Source organism: Streptomyces nymphaeiformis, assembly GCF_014203895.1.
Taxonomy (GTDB): Bacteria; Actinomycetota; Actinomycetes; order Streptomycetales; family Streptomycetaceae; genus Streptomyces; species Streptomyces nymphaeiformis.
In genome coordinates, this window is the sequence record NZ_JACHJY010000010.1 from 17085 (window position 1) to 35177 (window position 18093).

15 protein-coding genes are annotated in these 18093 nt (G+C 72.3%); 12 read left to right on the forward strand and 3 right to left on the reverse strand.

Annotation, left to right across the window (positions count from 1 at the left end):
• Positions 1 to 2: 2 nt before the first annotated feature.
• Positions 3 to 1385, reverse strand: a complete 1383-nt coding sequence (locus GGE06_RS31110) for an FAD-binding oxidoreductase (protein WP_116161744.1) — start codon at positions 1383 to 1385, stop codon at positions 3 to 5.
• A gap of 69 nt (positions 1386 to 1454) precedes the next feature.
• Complete coding sequence (locus GGE06_RS31115; RefSeq protein ID WP_116161745.1) at positions 1455 to 3257, reverse strand: glycoside hydrolase family 15 protein; 1803 nt, start codon at positions 3255 to 3257, stop codon at positions 1455 to 1457.
• Between the two features lie 435 nt (positions 3258 to 3692).
• On the opposite strand from GGE06_RS31115, the gene pyrG reads away from it, so the two are divergent.
• The 12 genes from pyrG to GGE06_RS31175 all read left to right on the forward strand — a co-directional run bounded on the left by pyrG (position 3693) and on the right by GGE06_RS31175 (position 17394).
• Positions 3693 to 5342 (forward strand): CTP synthase, encoded by a 1650-nt coding sequence (gene pyrG, locus GGE06_RS31120; RefSeq protein ID WP_116161746.1) that lies wholly within the window; start codon positions 3693 to 3695, stop codon positions 5340 to 5342.
• Positions 5343 to 5423: 81 nt separating this feature from the next.
• Complete coding sequence (locus GGE06_RS31125; protein ID WP_116161747.1) at positions 5424 to 6053, forward strand: NUDIX domain-containing protein; 630 nt, start codon at positions 5424 to 5426, stop codon at positions 6051 to 6053.
• A 167-nt stretch (positions 6054 to 6220) separates the two neighbouring features.
• Entirely contained in the window at positions 6221 to 8206 is a 1986-nt protein-coding gene (locus tag GGE06_RS31130) for an AAA family ATPase (RefSeq protein ID WP_312883374.1), read from the forward strand.
• Positions 8207 to 8352: 146 nt separating this feature from the next.
• On the forward strand, positions 8353 to 9468 hold the full coding sequence (gene ald, locus GGE06_RS31135; protein WP_116161749.1) for an alanine dehydrogenase: 1116 nt from the start codon (positions 8353 to 8355) through the stop codon (positions 9466 to 9468).
• A 461-nt stretch (positions 9469 to 9929) separates the two neighbouring features.
• Positions 9930 to 10955: a ParA family protein gene (locus tag GGE06_RS31140; protein ID WP_030212665.1), complete on the forward strand. Its 1026-nt coding sequence runs from the start codon at positions 9930 to 9932 to the stop codon at positions 10953 to 10955.
• Complete coding sequence (locus GGE06_RS31145) at positions 10952 to 11440, forward strand: hypothetical protein (RefSeq protein ID WP_116161750.1); 489 nt, start codon at positions 10952 to 10954, stop codon at positions 11438 to 11440. The genes GGE06_RS31140 and GGE06_RS31145 overlap by 4 nt, the downstream gene beginning before the upstream one ends.
• A gap of 44 nt (positions 11441 to 11484) precedes the next feature.
• A complete protein-coding gene (locus tag GGE06_RS31150) occupies positions 11485 to 12585 on the forward strand; it encodes a segregation and condensation protein A (protein ID WP_184932402.1) in 1101 nt (366 codons plus the stop codon).
• A 32-nt stretch (positions 12586 to 12617) separates the two neighbouring features.
• Positions 12618 to 13175: an SMC-Scp complex subunit ScpB gene (gene scpB, locus GGE06_RS31155; protein WP_246532888.1), complete on the forward strand. Its 558-nt coding sequence runs from the start codon at positions 12618 to 12620 to the stop codon at positions 13173 to 13175.
• Positions 13175 to 14425 carry a pseudouridine synthase gene (locus GGE06_RS31160; protein WP_184932403.1) on the forward strand — a complete coding sequence of 417 codons (1251 nt, stop codon included), beginning with the start codon at positions 13175 to 13177 and terminating at the stop codon, positions 14423 to 14425. The genes scpB and GGE06_RS31160 overlap by 1 nt, the downstream gene beginning before the upstream one ends.
• Positions 14426 to 14672: 247 nt before the next feature.
• A complete protein-coding gene (locus GGE06_RS31165) occupies positions 14673 to 15632 on the forward strand; it encodes an AAA family ATPase (protein WP_184932404.1) in 960 nt (319 codons plus the stop codon).
• On the forward strand, positions 15629 to 16366 hold the full coding sequence (locus tag GGE06_RS31170; RefSeq protein ID WP_116161755.1) for an NUDIX hydrolase: 738 nt from the start codon (positions 15629 to 15631) through the stop codon (positions 16364 to 16366). The genes GGE06_RS31165 and GGE06_RS31170 overlap by 4 nt, the downstream gene beginning before the upstream one ends.
• Complete coding sequence (locus GGE06_RS31175) at positions 16363 to 17394, forward strand: ADP-ribosylglycohydrolase family protein (RefSeq protein ID WP_116161756.1); 1032 nt, start codon at positions 16363 to 16365, stop codon at positions 17392 to 17394. Before GGE06_RS31170 ends, GGE06_RS31175 begins: the two co-directional genes overlap by 4 nt.
• Positions 17395 to 17397: 3 nt before the next feature.
• Here GGE06_RS31175 and GGE06_RS31180 read toward each other — a convergent pair whose 3' ends face one another.
• A complete protein-coding gene (locus GGE06_RS31180; RefSeq protein ID WP_116161757.1) occupies positions 17398 to 18087 on the reverse strand; it encodes a nucleotidyltransferase domain-containing protein in 690 nt (229 codons plus the stop codon).
• Between the last annotated feature and the right edge of the window lie 6 nt (positions 18088 to 18093).

The window sequence follows — 18093 nt, forward strand, 5'->3', positions numbered from 1 at the left end:
GGTCAGCCGGCCGGCACGATGTTCTGGTTGAAGCGGAACACGTTGTCGGGGTCGTACTGGGCCTTCACGGCGGAGAGCCGGCGGTAGTTCCTCTCCCCGAAGGAGGAGACGATCCGCTGCTCGCCCTCGTCGCCGACGAAGTTCAGATACGTCGCGTCGAGCGCCCACGGCCGCACATCGGCCCGCACGTCGTGCACCCACTGCTTCGCCTGCTCGTCGTACGCCGGGTCCTCCCAGGTCGCGAACGGGTGCACCGCCCACGGCGCGGTGCGCCACGGCTGCGGGTACTGGGAGGGCCCGGCGGCGACGGCCCCGCCCATCAGGAACAGCACGTGCTGGGTGGCCGTGCCCGCCGGGATCCCCGCGCCGCGGGCGCAGAAGACGTCCACGGCCTCGTCGTCGAACTCCCGCAGGTACTCGGCCGACCAGTAGTTCCGCAGCCCCGGCGGGTCGTCCATCATCGACTGCAGGTTCACGTACGGGATGTCCGTGACGATCTCCACCGCGGGCTTCAGCGCGAACAGCGGCGCCGCGAACTCGCGCACCTCGTCGACCGGCCCGGCGTACGTGAACACCGCCCCGCACACCAGCTTGCCGACCAGATCCTCGGGTATGAACGGCTCCGGGGGCGCCGGCATGTAGATGGCGCCGCCACCCATCTCGTCGGGCGCGGTCAGCCCGAGGCCGCGGAACGTGCGCACCACCTCGGGCGCGTTCTCCGGCAGGAACAGCAGCATGACGAGGCTCATCCGGGGCAGCGGGTGCAGCCGCATCGTCAGCGCGGTCGCCACGCCGAAGTTTCCGCCGCCGCCGTGCAGCGCCCAGAACAGCTCCGGGTTCTCCTCCGCGTCCGTGTGGACGTGCTTGCCCTCGGCGGTGATCAGGTCGACGCCGAGCAGGTTGTCGCTGGCCAGGCCGAACTTCCGCTCCAGCCAGCCCGATCCGCCGCCCAGCGTGAAGCCGCCGACGCCGGTGGTGGACACCCGCCCGCCGGTGGTCGCCACGTGGAACGGCTGGCAGGCGTGGTCCAGATGGGCCATGGTCGCCCCGCCCTCGATCCGTACCGTCATGTCCTCCGGGTCCACGACGACGCCGTGCATCCTGCGGAGGTCGACGACCAGCGCGCCGTCGATCATGGAGGTCCCGGCGACGCTGTGCCCGCCGCCGCGCACCGCGATCGGCAGGTCGGCCTCGCGGCCGAACAGGATCGCGTTCGACACGTCGGCCTGGGTGGCGCACTGCGCGATCACCGACGGGCGCCGGTCGATCATGCCGTTGTGCAGGGCACGCGCCTCGTCGTAACCCGGACCGCCGGGGATGATCACCTCACCGGCCAGGTCGTCGACGAGCCCGGCCAGGGCGCTTTCGGAGATGTGGGGAGCCATGGGAGCCCCCCTTTCGCGAGGGGGGACAAGGACCCTTTCATCGTAGGTCGGGGCCCCCACGGGCGCCCCTCAGCCGCCGTACGCCCCGCTCGCCGTCAGCCGCAGCGCCGTGTCGATCAGCGGGACGTGGCTGAAGGCCTGCGGGAAGTTCCCCACCTGCCGCTGGAGCCGCGGGTCCCACTCCTCGGCGAGCAGCCCGAGGTCGTTGCGGAGCGCGAGGAGCTTCTCGAAGAGCGTGCGCGCCTCGTCGACGCGGCCGATCATCGCCAGGTCGTCCGCCAGCCAGAAGGAGCAGGCGAGGAACGCGCCCTCGTCGCCCTCCAGGCCGTCCACCCCGGCCTCTTCTCCGGCCGTCGGGTAGCGCAGGACGAAGCCGTCCTCCGTGGACAGCTCGCGCTGGATCGCCTCGATCGTGCCGATGACCCGCTTGTCGTCCGGCGGCAGGAAGCCCATCTGGGGGATCAGCAGCAGCGAGGCGTCCAGCTCCTGGGAGCCGTACGACTGCGTGAACGTGTTCCGCTCCTTGTCGTAGCCCTTCTCGCAGACGTCCCGGTGGATGTCGTCGCGCAGTGCCTGCCAGCGCTCCAGCGGGCCGTCGGCGTCCCCGGACTCGATCAGCTTGATCGTGCGGTCGACGGCCACCCAGGCCATCACCTTCGAGTGGACGAAGTGGCGGCGCGGGCCGCGGACCTCCCAGATGCCCTCGTCGGGCTGGTCCCAGTGCGTCTCCAGGTAGTTGATCAGCTTGATCTGGAGCAGGGAGGCGTAGTCGTTGCGGGAGAGGCCCGTCATGTGTCCGAGGTGCAGGGCCTCCGCGACCTCGCCGTAGACGTCCAGCTGGAGCTGGTTCGCCGCGCCGTTGCCGACCCGGACCGGGCCGGAGTTCTCGTACCCCGGGAGCCAGTCGAGCTCGGCCTCGCCGAGCTCCCGCTCGCCCGCGATGCCGTACATGATCTGCAGGTTCTCCGGGTCGCCCGCCACCGCGCGCAGCAGCCAGTCGCGCCAGGCGCGGGCCTCCTCGCGGTAGCCGGTGCGGAGCAGCGAGGACAGGGTGATCGCCGCGTCCCGCAGCCAGGTGTAGCGGTAGTCCCAGTTCCGGACGCCGCCGATCTCCTCCGGCAGCGAGGTCGTCGGCGCGGCGACGATCCCGCCGGTCGGCGCGTACGTCAGCGCCTTCAGGGTGATCAGCGAGCGGACCACGGCCTCCCGGTAGGGGCCGTGGTACGTGCAGTGCTCGACCCACTCGCGCCAGAAGTCGGCCGTCGCCTCGAGCGAGCCCTCCGGGTCCGGCAGCGCGGGCGGCTCCTTGTGCGAGGGCTGCCAGGAGAGCGTGAACGTGATCCGCTCGCCGGGCGTCACGGTGAAGTCGGAGTACGTCGTCAGGTCCTTGCCGTGGGTCTCCGCCTCGGTGTCGATCCACACCGAGTCGGGGCCGGCGACCGCGACCGTGCGCTCCCCGACCTTGTGCACCCAGGGCACGATCCGGCCGTAGCTGAACCGCATCCGCAGCGAGGAACGCATCCGCACCCGGCCCGAGACGCCCTCGACGATCCGGATCAGCTGCGGCGCGCCGTCGCGCGGCGGCATGAAGTCGGTCACCCGGACCGTGCCGCGCGGGGTGTCCCACTCGGACTCCAGGATCAGCGAGTCGCCGCGGTAGCGGCGCCGGTCGGCGGGGGCCGGCTCGGCGTCCGCCGGCCCCGCCGGGCCCACCCGCCAGAACCCGTGCTCCTCGGTGCCGAGCAACCCGGCGAAGATCGCGTGCGAGTCGAAGCGGGGGAGACACAGCCAGTCCACACTGCCGTCCCGGCAGACCAGGGCGGCCGTCTGCATGTCTCCGATGAGTGCGTAATCCTCGATACGCCCGGCCACGTGCTTCACTCCAGTCGTACGGCCACGTCCGCCCCGCGGGGCGCTTGCTACGGATGTGCGTGATGTGCGTGATGTGCGCGAAGGGTCGACCAGGCCAGTGTGCGGGATGCGCCGACCGACCGGGCGGGCGATGTCCGAGCAGAATACGTCGCGGCCCCCTGCCCGGAGTGAGCACACGGGCGGACGCGCTGCTCCACCCGGGTGAGCTGCGGCTTCCCCCTCCCCGACGGCCCCGTCGCCGTCCGTGAACACCCGACTGCCGCGTGTGGCCGGAAGCGGTCTCCCGATGTCGCTGATACCCTGGTACCCCGTGGACCGGTGGGAAACGGCGACAGCCGAGGACACCGAAACCGCAGCGACGGCACCCCCCGATTCTTCCGGAGGGGACGCCGGTACGCACCTCCAGAACGCGACCACGGGAGCCCCCTCTTGGCGATGCCGCCCAACACCACGACGACCAAGCACATCTTCGTCACCGGGGGTGTCGCCTCCTCCCTCGGCAAGGGCCTCACCGCCTCCAGCCTGGGTGCGCTCCTCAAGGCCCGCGGGCTGCGGGTCACGATGCAGAAGCTCGACCCGTACCTGAACGTCGACCCGGGCACGATGAACCCCTTCCAGCACGGTGAGGTGTTCGTCACCAACGACGGCGCCGAGACCGACCTGGACATCGGCCACTACGAGCGCTTCCTCGACGTCGACCTCGACGGCTCGGCCAACGTCACCACCGGCCAGGTCTACTCGCAGGTCATCGCCAAGGAGCGGCGCGGCGAGTACCTCGGCGACACCGTGCAGGTCATCCCGCACATCACCAACGAGATCAAGGGCCGCATCCGCCGCATGGCGACCGACGACGTCGACGTCGTCATCACCGAGGTCGGCGGCACGGTCGGCGACATCGAGTCGCTGCCCTTCCTGGAGACCGTCCGTCAGGTCCGCCACGAGGTCGGCCGCGACAACGTCTTCGTCGTGCACATCTCGCTGCTGCCCTACATCGGCCCCTCCGGCGAGCTGAAGACCAAGCCGACCCAGCACTCCGTCGCCGCCCTGCGCAACATCGGCATCCAGCCCGACGCGATCGTGCTGCGCGCCGACCGCGAGGTCCCGACCGCCATCAAGCGCAAGATCTCGCTGATGTGCGACGTCGACGAGGCCGCGGTCGTCGCCGCCATCGACGCCCCGTCGATCTACGACATCCCGAAGGTGCTGCACACCGAGGGCCTGGACGCCTACGTCGTCCGCAAGCTCGACCTGCCCTTCCGCGACGTGGACTGGACCGTCTGGGAGGACCTCCTGGACCGCGTCCACAACCCGGAGCACGAGGTCACCGTCGCGCTCGTCGGCAAGTACATCGACCTGCCCGACGCCTACCTGTCGGTCACCGAGGCCATGCGCGCCGGCGGTTTCGCCAACCGCGCCCGGGTCAAGGTCAAGTGGGTCACCTCCGACGACTGCAAGACCCCGGCGGGCGCCGCGAAGCACCTCGGCGACGTCGACGGCATCCTCATCCCCGGCGGCTTCGGCGACCGCGGCGTGTCCGGCAAGGTCGGGGCGATCCAGTACGCCCGCGAGAACAAGGTGCCGCTGCTCGGCATCTGCCTCGGCCTGCAGTGCATCGTGATCGAGGCCGCCCGGAACCTGGCCGACATCCCCGAGGCCAACTCCACCGAGTTCGACCCGGCCACCGCGCACCCCGTCGTCTCCACGATGGAGGAGCAGCTGGCGTACGTCGAGGGCGCGGGCGACCTGGGCGGAACGATGCGCCTGGGCCTCTACCCGGCGAAGCTCGCCGAGGGCTCGGTCGTCCGCGAGACCTACGGCGAAGAGCCGTACGTCGAGGAGCGCCACCGTCACCGCTACGAGGTGAACAACGCGTACCGCGCGGAGCTGGAGAAGAAGGCCGGCCTGGTCTTCTCCGGCACGTCCCCGGACAACAAGCTCGTCGAGTTCGTCGAGTACCCGAAGGACGTCCACCCCTACCTGGTCGCCACGCAGGCGCACCCGGAGCTCAAGTCCCGCCCGACCCGCCCGCACCCGCTCTTCGCGGGCCTGGTGAAGGCGGCCGTGGAGCGCAAGACGGGCAAGTAGTCCTCTGGCGTTAACGTTGCCGGGGTACGAGTCCCTTTCCGGGACCCGTACCCCGGTTTTCGTACGAGAGGACTACTGCTGATGCGCGTGCAGGACACCCCCGAGGAGTGGCAGGTCGTCGCCACCGCCACCCCCTTCAAGGGCAACAAGACGAGTGTCCGCACGGACGACGTGGTCATGCCCGACGGCTCGGTCCACCGCCGTGACTACCAGGTCCACCCCGGCTCGGTCGCCGTCCTCGCCCTCGACGAGGAGGACCGCGTGGTCGTCCTCCGTCAGTACCGGCACCCCGTGCGGCAGAAGCTCTGGGAGATCCCCGCCGGACTCCTCGACGTGCCCGGCGAGAACCCGCTGCACGCCGCCCAGCGCGAGCTGTACGAGGAGGCGCACATCAAGGCGGAGGACTGGCGGGTCCTGACGGACGTCTACACCACGCCCGGCGGCTGCGACGAGGCCGTACGGATCTTCCTGGCGCGGGGCCTCGCGGAGGCGGAGGGCGAGCGGTTCGAGGTCTCCGAGGAGGAGGCGGACATGGAGCTCGCGCGGGTGCCGGTGGGCGAGCTCGTGCGCGGCGTCCTCGCGGGCGAGCTGCACAACAACTGCCTGGTGGTGGGGGTGCTTTCGCTGGCGGCGGCGCGGGCGGCCGAGGGCGGCCTGGAGACCCTCCGCCCGGCGGACGCCCCGTGGCCGGCAAGGCCCTTCGAGGGCTAGGACCCCGGGCCGTGCCCCGCATGGTGTGACGATCTGCTGATCCGATCGGGGGAAACCTTCGTCGTGCTCCGCCGGGAGTGCCTCCTGGGCTGAACTACGCTCGGAATCGCCCGTGCGGAGCCCCCCCGCGGGATCGGCTCGTGCACAGGTGGACGGGAGCGTGGCCCGTGACGGATCAGGCTGTGGCGGCGGCCGGCAGCCGGCGGTTCTTCGGTCGGCAGCGGGAGTTGAAGGCCCTGCGCGCCGACATCGAGAGGACCGGCCTCGACACCCTCACCGGCCGCAAGGCGCCCCGCGCCCGGGTCCTGCTCATCGCCGGCAAGCCCGGCTCCGGACGGACGGCCCTCGCCGAGGAGCTGGCCGCCGGGCTCGCCGACCGCTACCCCGACGGGGTCTTCCGCGCCCGGCTCACCGAGCCCGGCGGCGACCCCGTCCCCACCGCCCGGGTCGCGCAGGAACTCCTCGCCGCGCTGGGGGTCGCCGAACCCCCGGGGGCGGGGGAGGACGAGCTGACGGAGCTGGTCCGGGGCGCCCTCGCCGGCCGTCGCGCCGTCCTCGTCCTCGACGACGCCGTCGACGCCGAGCAGGCCGATCCGTTGATCCCCGACAATCCCGACGCCCTGGTCGTCGGGGTCGCCCGTGGGCCGCTCACCGGCATCCCCGACGTGCGGCCCTGCACCCTCGGCGGGCTCGACCCCAAGTCGGCCATCGAGCTGCTGACCTCCTTCACCGGTTCCGTCCGCATCACCGTCGACCCGCAGGCCGCCGAGACCCTCGTCGAGGAGTGCGGGGGACTGCCCGCCGCGGTCGTCCTCGCCGGCGGCTGGCTGTCCGTACAGCCGAAGGCCTCCGTCGCCGACCTCGCCAAGCGGCTGCGCGGGCTGAGCGGCGATCCCCTCACCCGGGCCTTCCTGCTCGCGCACGAGGCGCTGCCCGCCACCGCCGCCCGGATACTGCGATTCCTCGCCCTCGCCCCGCTGGGCCGGGCCGACGCCCACACCGCCTCCGCCCTGGCCGGCTGCTCGGTCTCGGCGGCCGCGACGACCCTCGCCGACTTCGCCGCCCTGGGGCTGGTCTCGGGCGGCGAGGACGGACAGTACGAGGTGCGCGCGCACCTCGTCCCCCTCCTTCGTGCTCAGCTGGAGGAGCACGACCGGCCCGCCGAGGTGCAGCTCGCCCGGGCCCGGATGCTGGAGCGGACCGTCCGGCTCCTCCAGTCCTGCCGTGCGGTCACCGAACCCGAGGGCTCGCCCGCCCGCCGGAAACTGGCCGGCCTGCCGCGCGCCCTGCGTTTCCCGAGCGTGGCGGCGGCCGCGGCCTGGCTGGACTCCCGGCAGGCCGTACTCCTCGCCTCCGCCCGGCTCGCCGTCGCCGACGGGGAGATCGACACGCTGGCCCGCCGGCTCGTCGCCTCGCTCGTCCGGGCGCTCGCCGCGCACCGGGGTGCCGAGGCCGCCGCCCCCGAGCTGTACGGCCTGCACCGGCTGGTCCTGGACGTGGCCGAGCGGCGCGGGCTGCACCGCGAGCGGGCCGCAGCCCTGCTCAACCTGGCCGATCTGGATGCGAGGACCGGCAGGACGAAGGACGCCCTGCTGCGATATCGGTCGGCTTTGGATGCCGGGCGCAAAGCAAATGACCCGTATGCGACCGGTCGCGCAATGGAATCCGTAGGTGGCTCGTATCAGGAGCTGGGGGACTGGCAGCGGGCCGGGGACTGGTACGGGCGGGCGCTCGCCCAGCGCCTCGCCCGGGACGAGCGCGCCGACCAGGCCCGGCTGTACGCCCGCCTGGGGGCCGTGCAGACCTATGCGGGGCGGTACGGGGAGGCCCTGCGGAGCTGGCGCGCCGCCGCGGCCGGCTACCGGAGGCTCTCCGATCTCCCGGGCCACGCGCGGGCGTTGAGCGAGGCGGCCCGGGTCCAGGAGTACGCCGGACGGCCCGAGGAGTGCCTGCGGACCTGCGAGGAGGCGGTGGAGTGGGCCCGCCGCGCCCAGGACACCCGGCTCCAGGCCGCGCTCCAGCTGCGTCTCGCCGACACCCTCGACCGGCTCGGGGACCCCGCGGCCGCCGGGCTGCACCGGTCGGCGGCCGAGAGACTGCTGGAAACGGAATCGGAAACCTACGAAATCCGCAGTGGGTCGATCAAAGATTAGTACTTTGAAAGGCTAGACAGGGGGAACTCCTTCATTAGACTGGGTGAGCCGCGTTCGGACGTGGTCTGCCCCGGTGCGCCGCAGCGCATCCGGGTATGTATCGCATTGCCCCAGTTATCCCCCCGATTCAAGGACCGTGATCGACGATGAAGGTCGGCATCCCCCGCGAGGTCAAGAACAACGAGTTCCGCGTGGCCATCACCCCCGCCGGTGTCCACGAGCTCGTCCGCAACGGCCACCAGGTCTTCGTCGAGCAGAACGCCGGTGTCGGCTCCTCGATCACGGACGAGGAGTACGTCGCCGCCGGCGCCGAGATCCTCGCCACCGCCGACGAGGTCTGGGCCACGGCCGACCTGCTGCTCAAGGTCAAGGAGCCCATCGCGGAGGAGTACCACCGCCTCCGCAAGGACCAGACCCTCTTCACCTACCTGCACCTCGCCGCCTCCAAGGAGTGCACGGACGCCCTCCTGGAGTCCGGCACCACCGCCATCGCGTACGAGACCGTCGAGACCGCCAACCGCGCGCTCCCGCTGCTCGCCCCGATGTCCGAGGTCGCGGGCCGCCTGGCCCCGCAGGTCGGCGCCTACCACCTGATGCGCTCGGCCGGCGGCCGCGGCGTCCTCCCCGGCGGCGTCCCCGGCACCCACGCCGGCGAGTGCGTCGTCATCGGCGGCGGCGTCTCCGGCTGGAACGCCGTGCAGATCGCCATCGGCCTGGGCTTCCACGTGACCCTGCTCGACCGCGACATCAACAAGCTCCGCGAGGCCGACAAGATCTTCGGCACGAAGGTCAAGACGATCGTCTCCAACGCCTTCGAGCTGGAGAAGGCCGTCATCGAGGCCGACCTCGTCGTCGGTGCCGTCCTCATCCCCGGCGCCAAGGCCCCGAAGCTGGTCACCAACGAGCTCGTCGCCAAGATGAAGCCCGGAAGTGTCCTTGTCGACATTGCGATCGACCAGGGCGGCTGCTTCGAGGACTCGCACCCGACCACCCACGCCGAGCCGACCTTCCAGGTCCACAACTCGATCTTCTACTGCGTGGCGAACATGCCGGGCGCCGTCCCGAACACCTCCACCTACGCCCTCACCAACGCCACGCTGCCCTACATCGTGTCGCTGGCGAACAACGGCTGGGTCGAGGCGCTGCGCCGCGACGCGGCCCTCGCCCTGGGCCTCAACACCCATGACGGCAAGGTGGTTTACAAGGAGGTCGCCGAGGCGCACGGCCTCGAGCACGTCGAGCTCGCCAGCCTCCTGGCCTGAGCCCCGAGGGCCCGTTGACGCCGTCCCCGTCAACGCGTGCCGTCAATATCACGCACCCGGCCGGACCTTGTTCGACAAGGTCCGGCCGGCCGTGTCTGCGGGCCCGCCGAAACGTTCGGGCAACTCGCCTCGAACGTAACCCTTTAACCGTTTCGCACACCCCTGAAACGTGTGGATGCATGCCTGCGCACCCTTGACAGGGACGTGTTCGGTTGCCGACACATCGGGCCGGGTCCGGCGGATTGTGTTGCTGCGGACCGGTGACACGCCATAGAGTCGCCAACCGTCGGCATGGTGCCACGCTGACCTATCGATAAATGTTCCTGGTCACATCCAAGGAGGTAAGACGACTTGTGAATGAGTCGACATTTACTCCCGGGAGCGGTGCGCCAGGTGCCCCGATCGGCTCCGTCGCGGTGCGGACCTTCGCGACGCACCAGCCCATGACGAGTGCCCACACGATGAAGACGATGGACGGCCTACACGTGAACGCCACGGCCGGCAACGAGATGGGCCGAGAGTCCACCCACTTCGCCGCCTACGACGAGGTGCCCGAGGGGCACTTCTACGACCCCGACGCCGAGTACGAGCCCGACCCGGAGTACGCGGCCACCCTCGCACCCGACGCTGCCCGTCAGCGCCGCGAGCGGATCGGCCCCACCGGACGGCCCCTGCCGTACTTCCCGATCCCGGGTCCGCTGACCGACCACGGACCCGCGAAGATCATCGCGATGTGCAACCAGAAGGGCGGCGTCGGCAAGACCACGTCGACCATCAACCTGGGCGCCGCGCTCGCCGAGTACGGACGACGGGTGCTGCTCGTCGACTTCGACCCGCAGGGAGCCCTGTCGGTCGGCCTCGGCGTGAACCCGATGGAGCTCGACCTCACCGTCTACAACCTGCTCATGGAGCGGGGCATGTCGGCGGACGAGGTGCTCCTCAAGACCGCCGTGCCCAACATGGACCTGCTGCCGAGCAACATCGACCTCTCGGCCGCCGAAGTCCAGCTGGTCAGCGAGGTCGCGCGCGAGTCCACGCTCCAGCGCGCCCTGAAGCCGCTGATGAACGACTACGACTACATCGTGATCGACTGTCAGCCCTCCCTCGGCCTGCTGACCGTGAACGCCCTGACGGCCGCTCACAAGGTCATCGTGCCGCTGGAGTGCGAGTTCTTCGCGCTGCGCGGAGTCGCGCTGCTCACCGAGACCATCGAGAAGGTCCAGGAGCGGCTCAACCCCGAGCTGGAGCTCGACGGCATCCTCGCCACGATGTACGACTCCCGGACGGTGCACAGCCGTGAGGTCCTCGCGCGCGTCGTCGAGGCCTTCGACGACCACGTGTACCACACGGTCATCGGGCGGACCGTGCGCTTCCCGGAGACCACGGTCGCCGGCGAGCCCATCACCACGTACGCCTCCAACTCCGTGGGCGCCGCCGCCTACCGTCAGCTCGCCAGGGAGGTGCTCGCCCGGTGTCACGCCGAGTGAGTCTGCCCGGAGCCGACGAACTCTTCCGTACGACCGGGGGGACGGCGCTCCAGGCGTCCGCACCCCGCCGGGCGGTCCCGGCACCGGCCGCCGAGAGCGACACGGCGGCCGAGGGCTCCGCGGAGCACGCCGCGGCGGACTCCGAGGCCGCGGAGCCGCGGGCCCGGACGGCCGAGCCCGAGGGACCGGCCTCCAAGGCCGCGCCCGGCGCCCCGGTGCCCGCCCAGGCGGCGGCCCGGCGACGCGGCGGACGCACCGCGAACCGGCGGCCCAGCGGCCGCGAGCGCCACGACGAGAAGATCACGGTCTACGTCTCCGCCGAGGAGCTGATGGACCTGGAGCACGCCCGGCTCGTGCTGCGCGGTGAGCACGGTCTCGCCGTCGACCGGGGGCGGATCGTCCGGGAGGCCGTCGCGGTCGTCCTGGCGGACCTGGAGTCCCGCGGCGACGCGAGCATCCTCGTCCGCCGCCTGCGCGGCCGCTGACGGTAGCCTGCGGCTGCCGTTCTCCTCGTTCCCCCTGGACCCCCATGCACCACGCCTCTGACGAAACGTCCCGCCCGCCGGGCCGCCGCCCCCTGGGCCGCGGCCCGGGCGAGACGGCGGATCCGGCGACGCCGGCCGCGCCGGCCGGGGAAGCGCCCGAGGCCCCGGAGGCCCTCCAGGAGGAGCCTCAGGCCCCGGAGCCGTCCGAGGCCCGGGCCACCGAGGTCCCCGAGGCCTCTGAGGCTCCCGAGGCCCTGGAGGCGCCCGCGGTCCCGGAGGCGCCCGCGGTCCCGGAGGCCCCCAAGGCGGCCGAGGTCCTGGAGGTGGCCGACGCCCCCGAGGCGGCCGATGGCGGGGACGGCCGGTTCACCGTGCGGCTGGCCAACTTCGAGGGGCCCTTCGATCTGCTCCTCCAGCTGATCACCAAGCACAAGCTCGACGTCACCGAGGTCGCCCTCTCCCAGGTCACCGACGAGTTCATGGCGCACCTGAAGGCCCTCGGGCCCGACGGGGACCTCGACCAGACCACCGAGTTCCTCGTCGTCGCCGCCACCCTGCTCGACCTGAAGGCCGCCCGGCTGCTCCCCGCCGCCGAGGTGGAGGACGAGGCGGACCTCGCCCTCCTGGAGGCCCGGGACCTGCTCTTCGCCCGCCTCCTCCAGTACCGCGCGTACAAACGCATCGCGGAGATCTTCGAGGAGCGCTGGGAGGCCGAGGGCCACCGCCACCCCCGTACCGTCGGACTCGAACCGCACCACGCCGAGCTGCTCCCCGAGGTCGTCATCTCCATCGGCGCCGAGGGCTTCGCCAGGCTCGCCGCCAAGGCCATGCAGCCCAAGGCCGAGCCCCAGGTGTACGTGGACCACATCCACGCCCCGCTCGTCAGCGTCCGGGACCAGGCCGCGGTGGTCGTCGCGCTGCTCCGCGAGCGGGGGTCGGCCGTCTTCCGGGAGCTGATCGAGGACGCCGGCGACACCCTCACCGTCGTGGCCCGCTTCCTCGCCCTCCTGGAGCTCTACCGGGAGAAGGCCGTCGCCCTCGACCAGGAGACCGCGCTCGGGGACCTCACGGTCTCCTGGACCGGCGGCGAGAGCGACCCGTCCGCGGCCGTGACCGACGAATTCGACCAGGAGGCCCTCGCGTGAGCGACCTCAAGCCCGCCCTCGAAGCCGTCCTCATGGTCGTCGACGAGCCCGCCACCGAGGCCCACCTCGCCAAGGTCCTGGAGCGGACCCCGAGCGAGGTCGCCGACGCCCTGCACGAGCTGGCCGACGAGTACACCGCCCAGGGCCGCGGCTTCGAGCTGCGCCGGGTGGCCGGCGGCTGGCGCTACTACACCCGCGCCGCCTTCGCCCCGGCCGTCGAGGCCTTCGTCCTGGAGGGCCAGCAGGCCCGGCTCACCCAGGCCGCCCTGGAGACCCTCGCGGTCGTCGCGTACCGCCAGCCCGTCAGCCGATCCCGGGTCTCCGCCGTCCGCGGAGTCAACTGCGACGGCGTGATGCGGACCCTCCTCCAGAGGGGTCTCGTGGAGGAGGCGGGCACGGAACCCGAAACAGGTGCGATCCTGTACAGGACGACGAACTACTTCCTGGAGCGGATGGGCCTGCGCGGCCTGGACGAACTCCCCGAGCTCGCCCCCTTCCTCCCCGAGGCCGAGGCGGTCGAGCCGGACTCCCTGGAAGGCGTCCCGTCGTTCGACCCGGACGCAGACGTAGACGACAAGACGGAACTTTGATGCGAAGCAGCAGCGGCAGGAACAGCAGCGGAAACAACGGCGGGAGCCGTGGTGGCAACAGCGGCGGCCGCGGCGGCAGCGGCGGCGGCCGCGGCAACAGCGGCGGTGGCGGCGGGCGCGGGAACTACCGCGGCGCCGGCAACGGCCGCGACGACCGGCAGGGCCAGGGCGGACGCCCGGGCCAGGGCGGCGGACGCCCGGGCCAGGGCGGCGGACGTCCCGGCCAGGGCGGCGGACGTCCGGGTCAGGGCGCCGGCCGGCCGACCGGCGCCGGCTCGCGCAACGCGCGCCCGGAGGAGCGCACCTACGACGAGCGCTACAGCCCCTCGGACGCCCCCAAGCGCGGGCGTGGCGACGCCGCGCGCGGCGGCGCCAAGGGCGGCCCCCGGCAGTCCCCGCAGCGCGGCGGCGGCCGTACGGCGCCCGCCCGCTCGCGCGAGTACGACGCCCGCACGGAGGAGCGCAACCGGGAGCGGTACGCCGGCAAGCCCGAGATCAAGCTCCCCAAGACCTTCCCCGGCGCCGAGCAGGAGGGCGAGCGGCTGCAGAAGGTCCTCGCCCGCGCCGGCATGGGCTCGCGGCGCGCCTGCGAGGAGCTCATCGAGCAGGCCCGCGTCGAGGTCAACGGCGAGATCGTCCTCGAGCAGGGCATGCGCGTCGACCCGGAGAAGGACGAGATCAAGGTGGACGGCCTGACCGTCGCCACCCAGTCGTACCTGTTCTTCGCGCTGAACAAGCCGTCCGGCGTCGTCTCCACCATGGAGGACCCGGACGGCCGCCAGTGCCTCGGCGACTACGTCACCAACCGCGAGACCCGGCTCTTCCACGTCGGCCGGCTCGACACGGAGACCGAGGGCATCATCCTGCTCACCAACCACGGCGAGCTGGCCCACCGCCTCACGCACCCGAAGTACGGCGTGAAGAAGACCTACCTGGCCGCCATCACCGGCCCGCTGCCCCGCGAGGTCGGCCGGCGCCTCAAGGACGGCATCCAGCTGGAGGACGGGTACGCCCGCGCCGACCACTTCCGCGTCGTCGAGCAGACCGGCAAGAACTACCTCGTCGAGGTCACCTTGCACGAGGGCCGCAAGCACATCGTGCGCCGGATGCTCGCCGAGGCGGGCTTCCCGGTCGAGAAGCTGGTCCGCACCGCCTTCGGCCCGATTGCCCTGGGCGACCAGAAGTCGGGCTGGCTGCGCCGCCTGACCAACACCGAGGTCGGCATGCTGATGAAGGAAGTCGGCATGTAAGGCCCCTGCCGTACGACGAAGCCCGTGACCGCCCGGCGGTCACGGGCTTCGTCGCGTCCGGGCCTTGTGGCCGACCACCCGACCGCTTTATAGTCAAGGTGACTCTTAAAGAGAGATCGGAGGTGAGCCCCGCCGTGTACAGCCGGTGGACCTGGACCCACGGGGGTGGATCAGGTCTCGACGTCCTCCCGGTGCGCCGCACGACGCGCGCCGGAGGGACGGGGTCGTCCACGGCGGGGGGCACCGCATGAAGCGCTACGGCCACGGGCTCGTCCCCGGCAGGTTCCACCCGCCGCACGCCGGCCACCACCACCTCGTCCGCACCGCACGCGACCGCTGTGAACGCCTCACCGTGCTGGTCCGCGGCTCCTCGACGGAGCCCCTCCCGCTGGAGGACCGGGTCGACTGGATGCGCGAGATCCACCCGGACGTCCTCGTGGTCGGCGGCGAGGAGTACACCGGCCCCGAACAGGTCGACGCCGTCTTCACCTCGGAGCCGTACGGGGACGAACTCGGCCGCCGCCTCGGCGCCGAGACCGTCCACGTCGACCGGGTGCCGCCCCTTTCCGACACCGCCGTCCGCGAGGACCCCGCCGCCTTCTGGGACTTCCTGGAGCCGCCCGTCCGGGCCGCGCTCACCCGGCGCGTCGTCGTCCTCGGCGCCGAGTCCACCGGGGCCACCACCCTGGCCCTCGCCCTCGCCGACCACTACCGGCGGCGCGGCGGCGTCTGGGCCCGCACGCGTTACGTCCCGGATCACGCGCGCGCGTACCGCGCACTCGAGCCCGCCGAGCTCCGCTCCGCCGACTTCCCCGTCATCGCCCAGCACCAGGCCGAACTGGAGGAGGAGGCCGCCCGCGACGGCTCGCCCGTCCTCTTCTGCGACACCGACGCCTTCGCCGCCACCATCCGGCACGAGCGGTACCTGGGCACCACCAGCCGCGCCACCGGCGAGATCGCCGCCCTCGGCCGCCAGCACCTCTGGCTGCTCACCGACCACCGGGGCGTCCCCGCCGCGGACGACGGACCGCGCGGCGGGGAGCACCTGCGGCCCTGGATGACCGCGCGCCTCCTCGCCCAGCTCGCCCACACCGGCCGCCGCACGGCCGTCCTCACCGGCCCCCACGAGGAGCGGCTCGCGACCGCCGTCGCCGCCGTCGACGCACTGCTCGCCGAGGGCCCGCACCTCACGGAGGAACCCCGATGACCGCCCACCGGGCCCCCGAGGGCTACGACCCGCACGCCTTCGAGCCGTTCGCCGTCACCGTCGACCTCGCCGTCCTCACCGTCCGCGAGGAACGCCTCCACGTCCTGCTCGTCGAGCGCGGCCAGGAGCCGTACGCGGGAGCCTGGGCCCTGCCCGGCGGGTTCGTACTGCCCCACGAGTCCGCCGAGACGGCCGCCCGCCGCGAACTCGCCGAGGAGACCGGACTCTCCGAGGCCACCGTCGCCGGCCTCCACCTCGAACAGCTCCGCACCTACACCGAACCGGACCGCGACCCGAGGATGCGGGTCGTCTCCGTCGCCTTCACCGCGCTCGTCCCCGACCCGCCCGAACCACGCGGCGGCGGCGACGCGGCCCAGGCCCGCTGGATGCCGTACGGGACGCACGGCCGGCTCGCCTTCGACCACGACCGGATCCTCGCCGACGCCCACGAACGGGTCGGCGCCAAGCTCGAGTACACCTGCCTCGCCACCGCCTTCTGCCCGCCCGAGTTCACCCTCGGCGAGCTGCGGCAGGTCTACGAGACGGTCTGGGGCGTCGAACTCGACCGCCCCAACTTCCGGCGCAAGGTCCTCACCACACCCGGCTTCGTCCAGGCCGTGGAAGGACCGCCGCGCCTCACCGGCGGACGGGGGAAACCGGCCGCTCTCTACCGGGCGGGCGAGGCCACCACCCTCCACCCGCCCCTCCTGCGACCGGAAGGACGCCCCGCATGAACCTCACCCGCCCCGCCACCAAGCAGGCCGCGACCGGCTCACTGATCGGGCTCGCGCTCGGGGACGCGCTGGGATTCCCGACCGAGTTCAACGACGTGCCGTCGATCCTCGCCAAGGTCGGCCCCTGGCGTGAGATGGCGCTGCCCATCAGGAACGGCAAGGCGTACGTCACCGACGACACCCAGATGACCCTCGCCTTCGCCCGCGGCATCCGCACGGCGATGGACCGGGGGGTGCTCGCCCCGCTGCGGCTCGCGAGGCCCGTCCGCGAGGAGTTCGTCGACTGGTACCACTCCCCGGAGAACAACCGCGCCCCCGGCAACACCTGCCTCAGCGCCTGCAGGCTCCTCGACAGCGACCGGCCCTGGCAGGACGCCAGCCAGATCCACTCCAAGGGCTGCGGCGCCAACATGCGCGTCGCGCCCATCGGGCTCGTCCCCGGGCTGAGCGAGGAGCAGCGGGCCGGGGCCGCGCAGCTCCAGTCGGGCCTGACGCACGGTCACCCCACCGCGCTCGCCGCCTCCGACCTCACCGCCCGTGCCGTGTACCTGCTCGCGCAGGGCGTGGACCCGGCCGGGCTCGTCGGACAGCTGCGCTCGTACGCGCTCGACAACCGCTCCCGCTACCACGAGCACTGGCTCGGCGACCTGTGGACCCGCTCCCAGGACCCCAGCGCGCTCCACTTCGTCCAGCGCGGCTGGGACGAGTGCCTGGCGGTGCTTGAGCGCCTGGACGCCGTCCAGCGCACGGCCGACCCGGAGCTCGACCCCTGCGAGTACACCGGCGACGGCTGGATCGCCGAGGAGGCCCTCGCGACCGGGCTCCTCTGCTTCCTGCTCTTCCCCGACGAGCCGCTCACCGCCCTGCGCCGCGCCGCCTGCACGCGCGGCGACTCCGACTCGATCGCCGCCCTCGCGGGCGCCTTCGCCGGAGCCCACCTCGGCGCGGACGCCTGGCCGAAGGAGTGGGCCGAGAGCGTCGAGTACCGCAGCGACCTGCTGACCTTCGGCGCGCTCTGGGACGTGTAGGCCCTAGAACTCGCTCAGGGCCGAGGCGCGACGGGCGCGGATCAGGAAGTCCTGGATGCGGGGCTCGTCCGGGGCGGCGGGGAGCGGGGTCGTGTCGTGGGCCCGGTCGGCCTCCTCCTGGAGGCGGTCCATCCACGACTCGACCTCGGGCCACGTCACCTCGCCGCGCTTGACCGCGAGGAGGCGGTCCCGGTCCTCGCCGACGTCGATGCGGAGCTCGCCCGTGCGCAGCAGGTCGCGGCAGCTGGTCAGGAGACGCAGCAGGTGCATGGCGTGCTTCCAGCGCGGCCCGCCGTACTGGCGGACGTCCGCGTCGAGCTTGCGGCGCTGGCCCGCCGCGTACCGGACGAAGGTCTGGTGCGCCCGGCGGGACAGGAACGCGCCGCGCAGCGAGAGGAGCTCGCGGCCCCAGTCGTCGACGTGCTCGACCACGGGGGAGTGGAGGCACTCCAGGACGTTCGGGTTGTTGCGCAGGGCGAGCTCGCAGAAGCGTTCCAGCTCCCAGCTGAACTGCTCCTCGGCCGGACCCTCCACGTGCGCCGGGGGCTTGTCGAAGTGCCAGAAGAGGGGCGTCGGGGCCAGGTACACGCCCCGCACGTCCGTGTCGCTGTCCTCGGTCGCCAGACCGAAGGCACGCGAGCCCATCACGCAGGAGTAGATCGTGTGCTCGCGCACCAGCTCGTCCGGAGTCATGCGGGG

What these genes read in the sequence shown, in the direction of transcription:
- GGE06_RS31110 (WP_116161744.1), bottom strand. Translation starts at nt 1,385, where the DNA reads ATGGCTCCCCACATCTCCGAAAGCGCCCTGGCCGGGCTCGTCGACGAC.
- pyrG (WP_116161746.1), top strand. Translation starts at nt 3,693, where the DNA reads ATGCCGCCCAACACCACGACGACCAAGCACATCTTCGTCACCGGGGGT.
- GGE06_RS31125 (WP_116161747.1), top strand. Translation starts at nt 5,424, where the DNA reads ATGCGCGTGCAGGACACCCCCGAGGAGTGGCAGGTCGTCGCCACCGCC.
- ald (WP_116161749.1), top strand. Translation starts at nt 8,353, where the DNA reads ATGAAGGTCGGCATCCCCCGCGAGGTCAAGAACAACGAGTTCCGCGTG.
- GGE06_RS31140 (WP_030212665.1), top strand. Translation starts at nt 9,930, where the DNA reads ATGAAGACGATGGACGGCCTACACGTGAACGCCACGGCCGGCAACGAG.
- GGE06_RS31150 (WP_184932402.1), top strand. Translation starts at nt 11,485, where the DNA reads ATGCACCACGCCTCTGACGAAACGTCCCGCCCGCCGGGCCGCCGCCCC.
- scpB (WP_246532888.1), top strand. Translation starts at nt 12,618, where the DNA reads ATGGTCGTCGACGAGCCCGCCACCGAGGCCCACCTCGCCAAGGTCCTG.
- GGE06_RS31160 (WP_184932403.1), top strand. Translation starts at nt 13,175, where the DNA reads ATGCGAAGCAGCAGCGGCAGGAACAGCAGCGGAAACAACGGCGGGAGC.
- GGE06_RS31165 (WP_184932404.1), top strand. Translation starts at nt 14,673, where the DNA reads ATGAAGCGCTACGGCCACGGGCTCGTCCCCGGCAGGTTCCACCCGCCG.
- GGE06_RS31170 (WP_116161755.1), top strand. Translation starts at nt 15,629, where the DNA reads ATGACCGCCCACCGGGCCCCCGAGGGCTACGACCCGCACGCCTTCGAG.
- GGE06_RS31175 (WP_116161756.1), top strand. Translation starts at nt 16,363, where the DNA reads ATGAACCTCACCCGCCCCGCCACCAAGCAGGCCGCGACCGGCTCACTG.
- GGE06_RS31180 (WP_116161757.1), bottom strand. Translation starts at nt 18,087, where the DNA reads ATGACTCCGGACGAGCTGGTGCGCGAGCACACGATCTACTCCTGCGTG.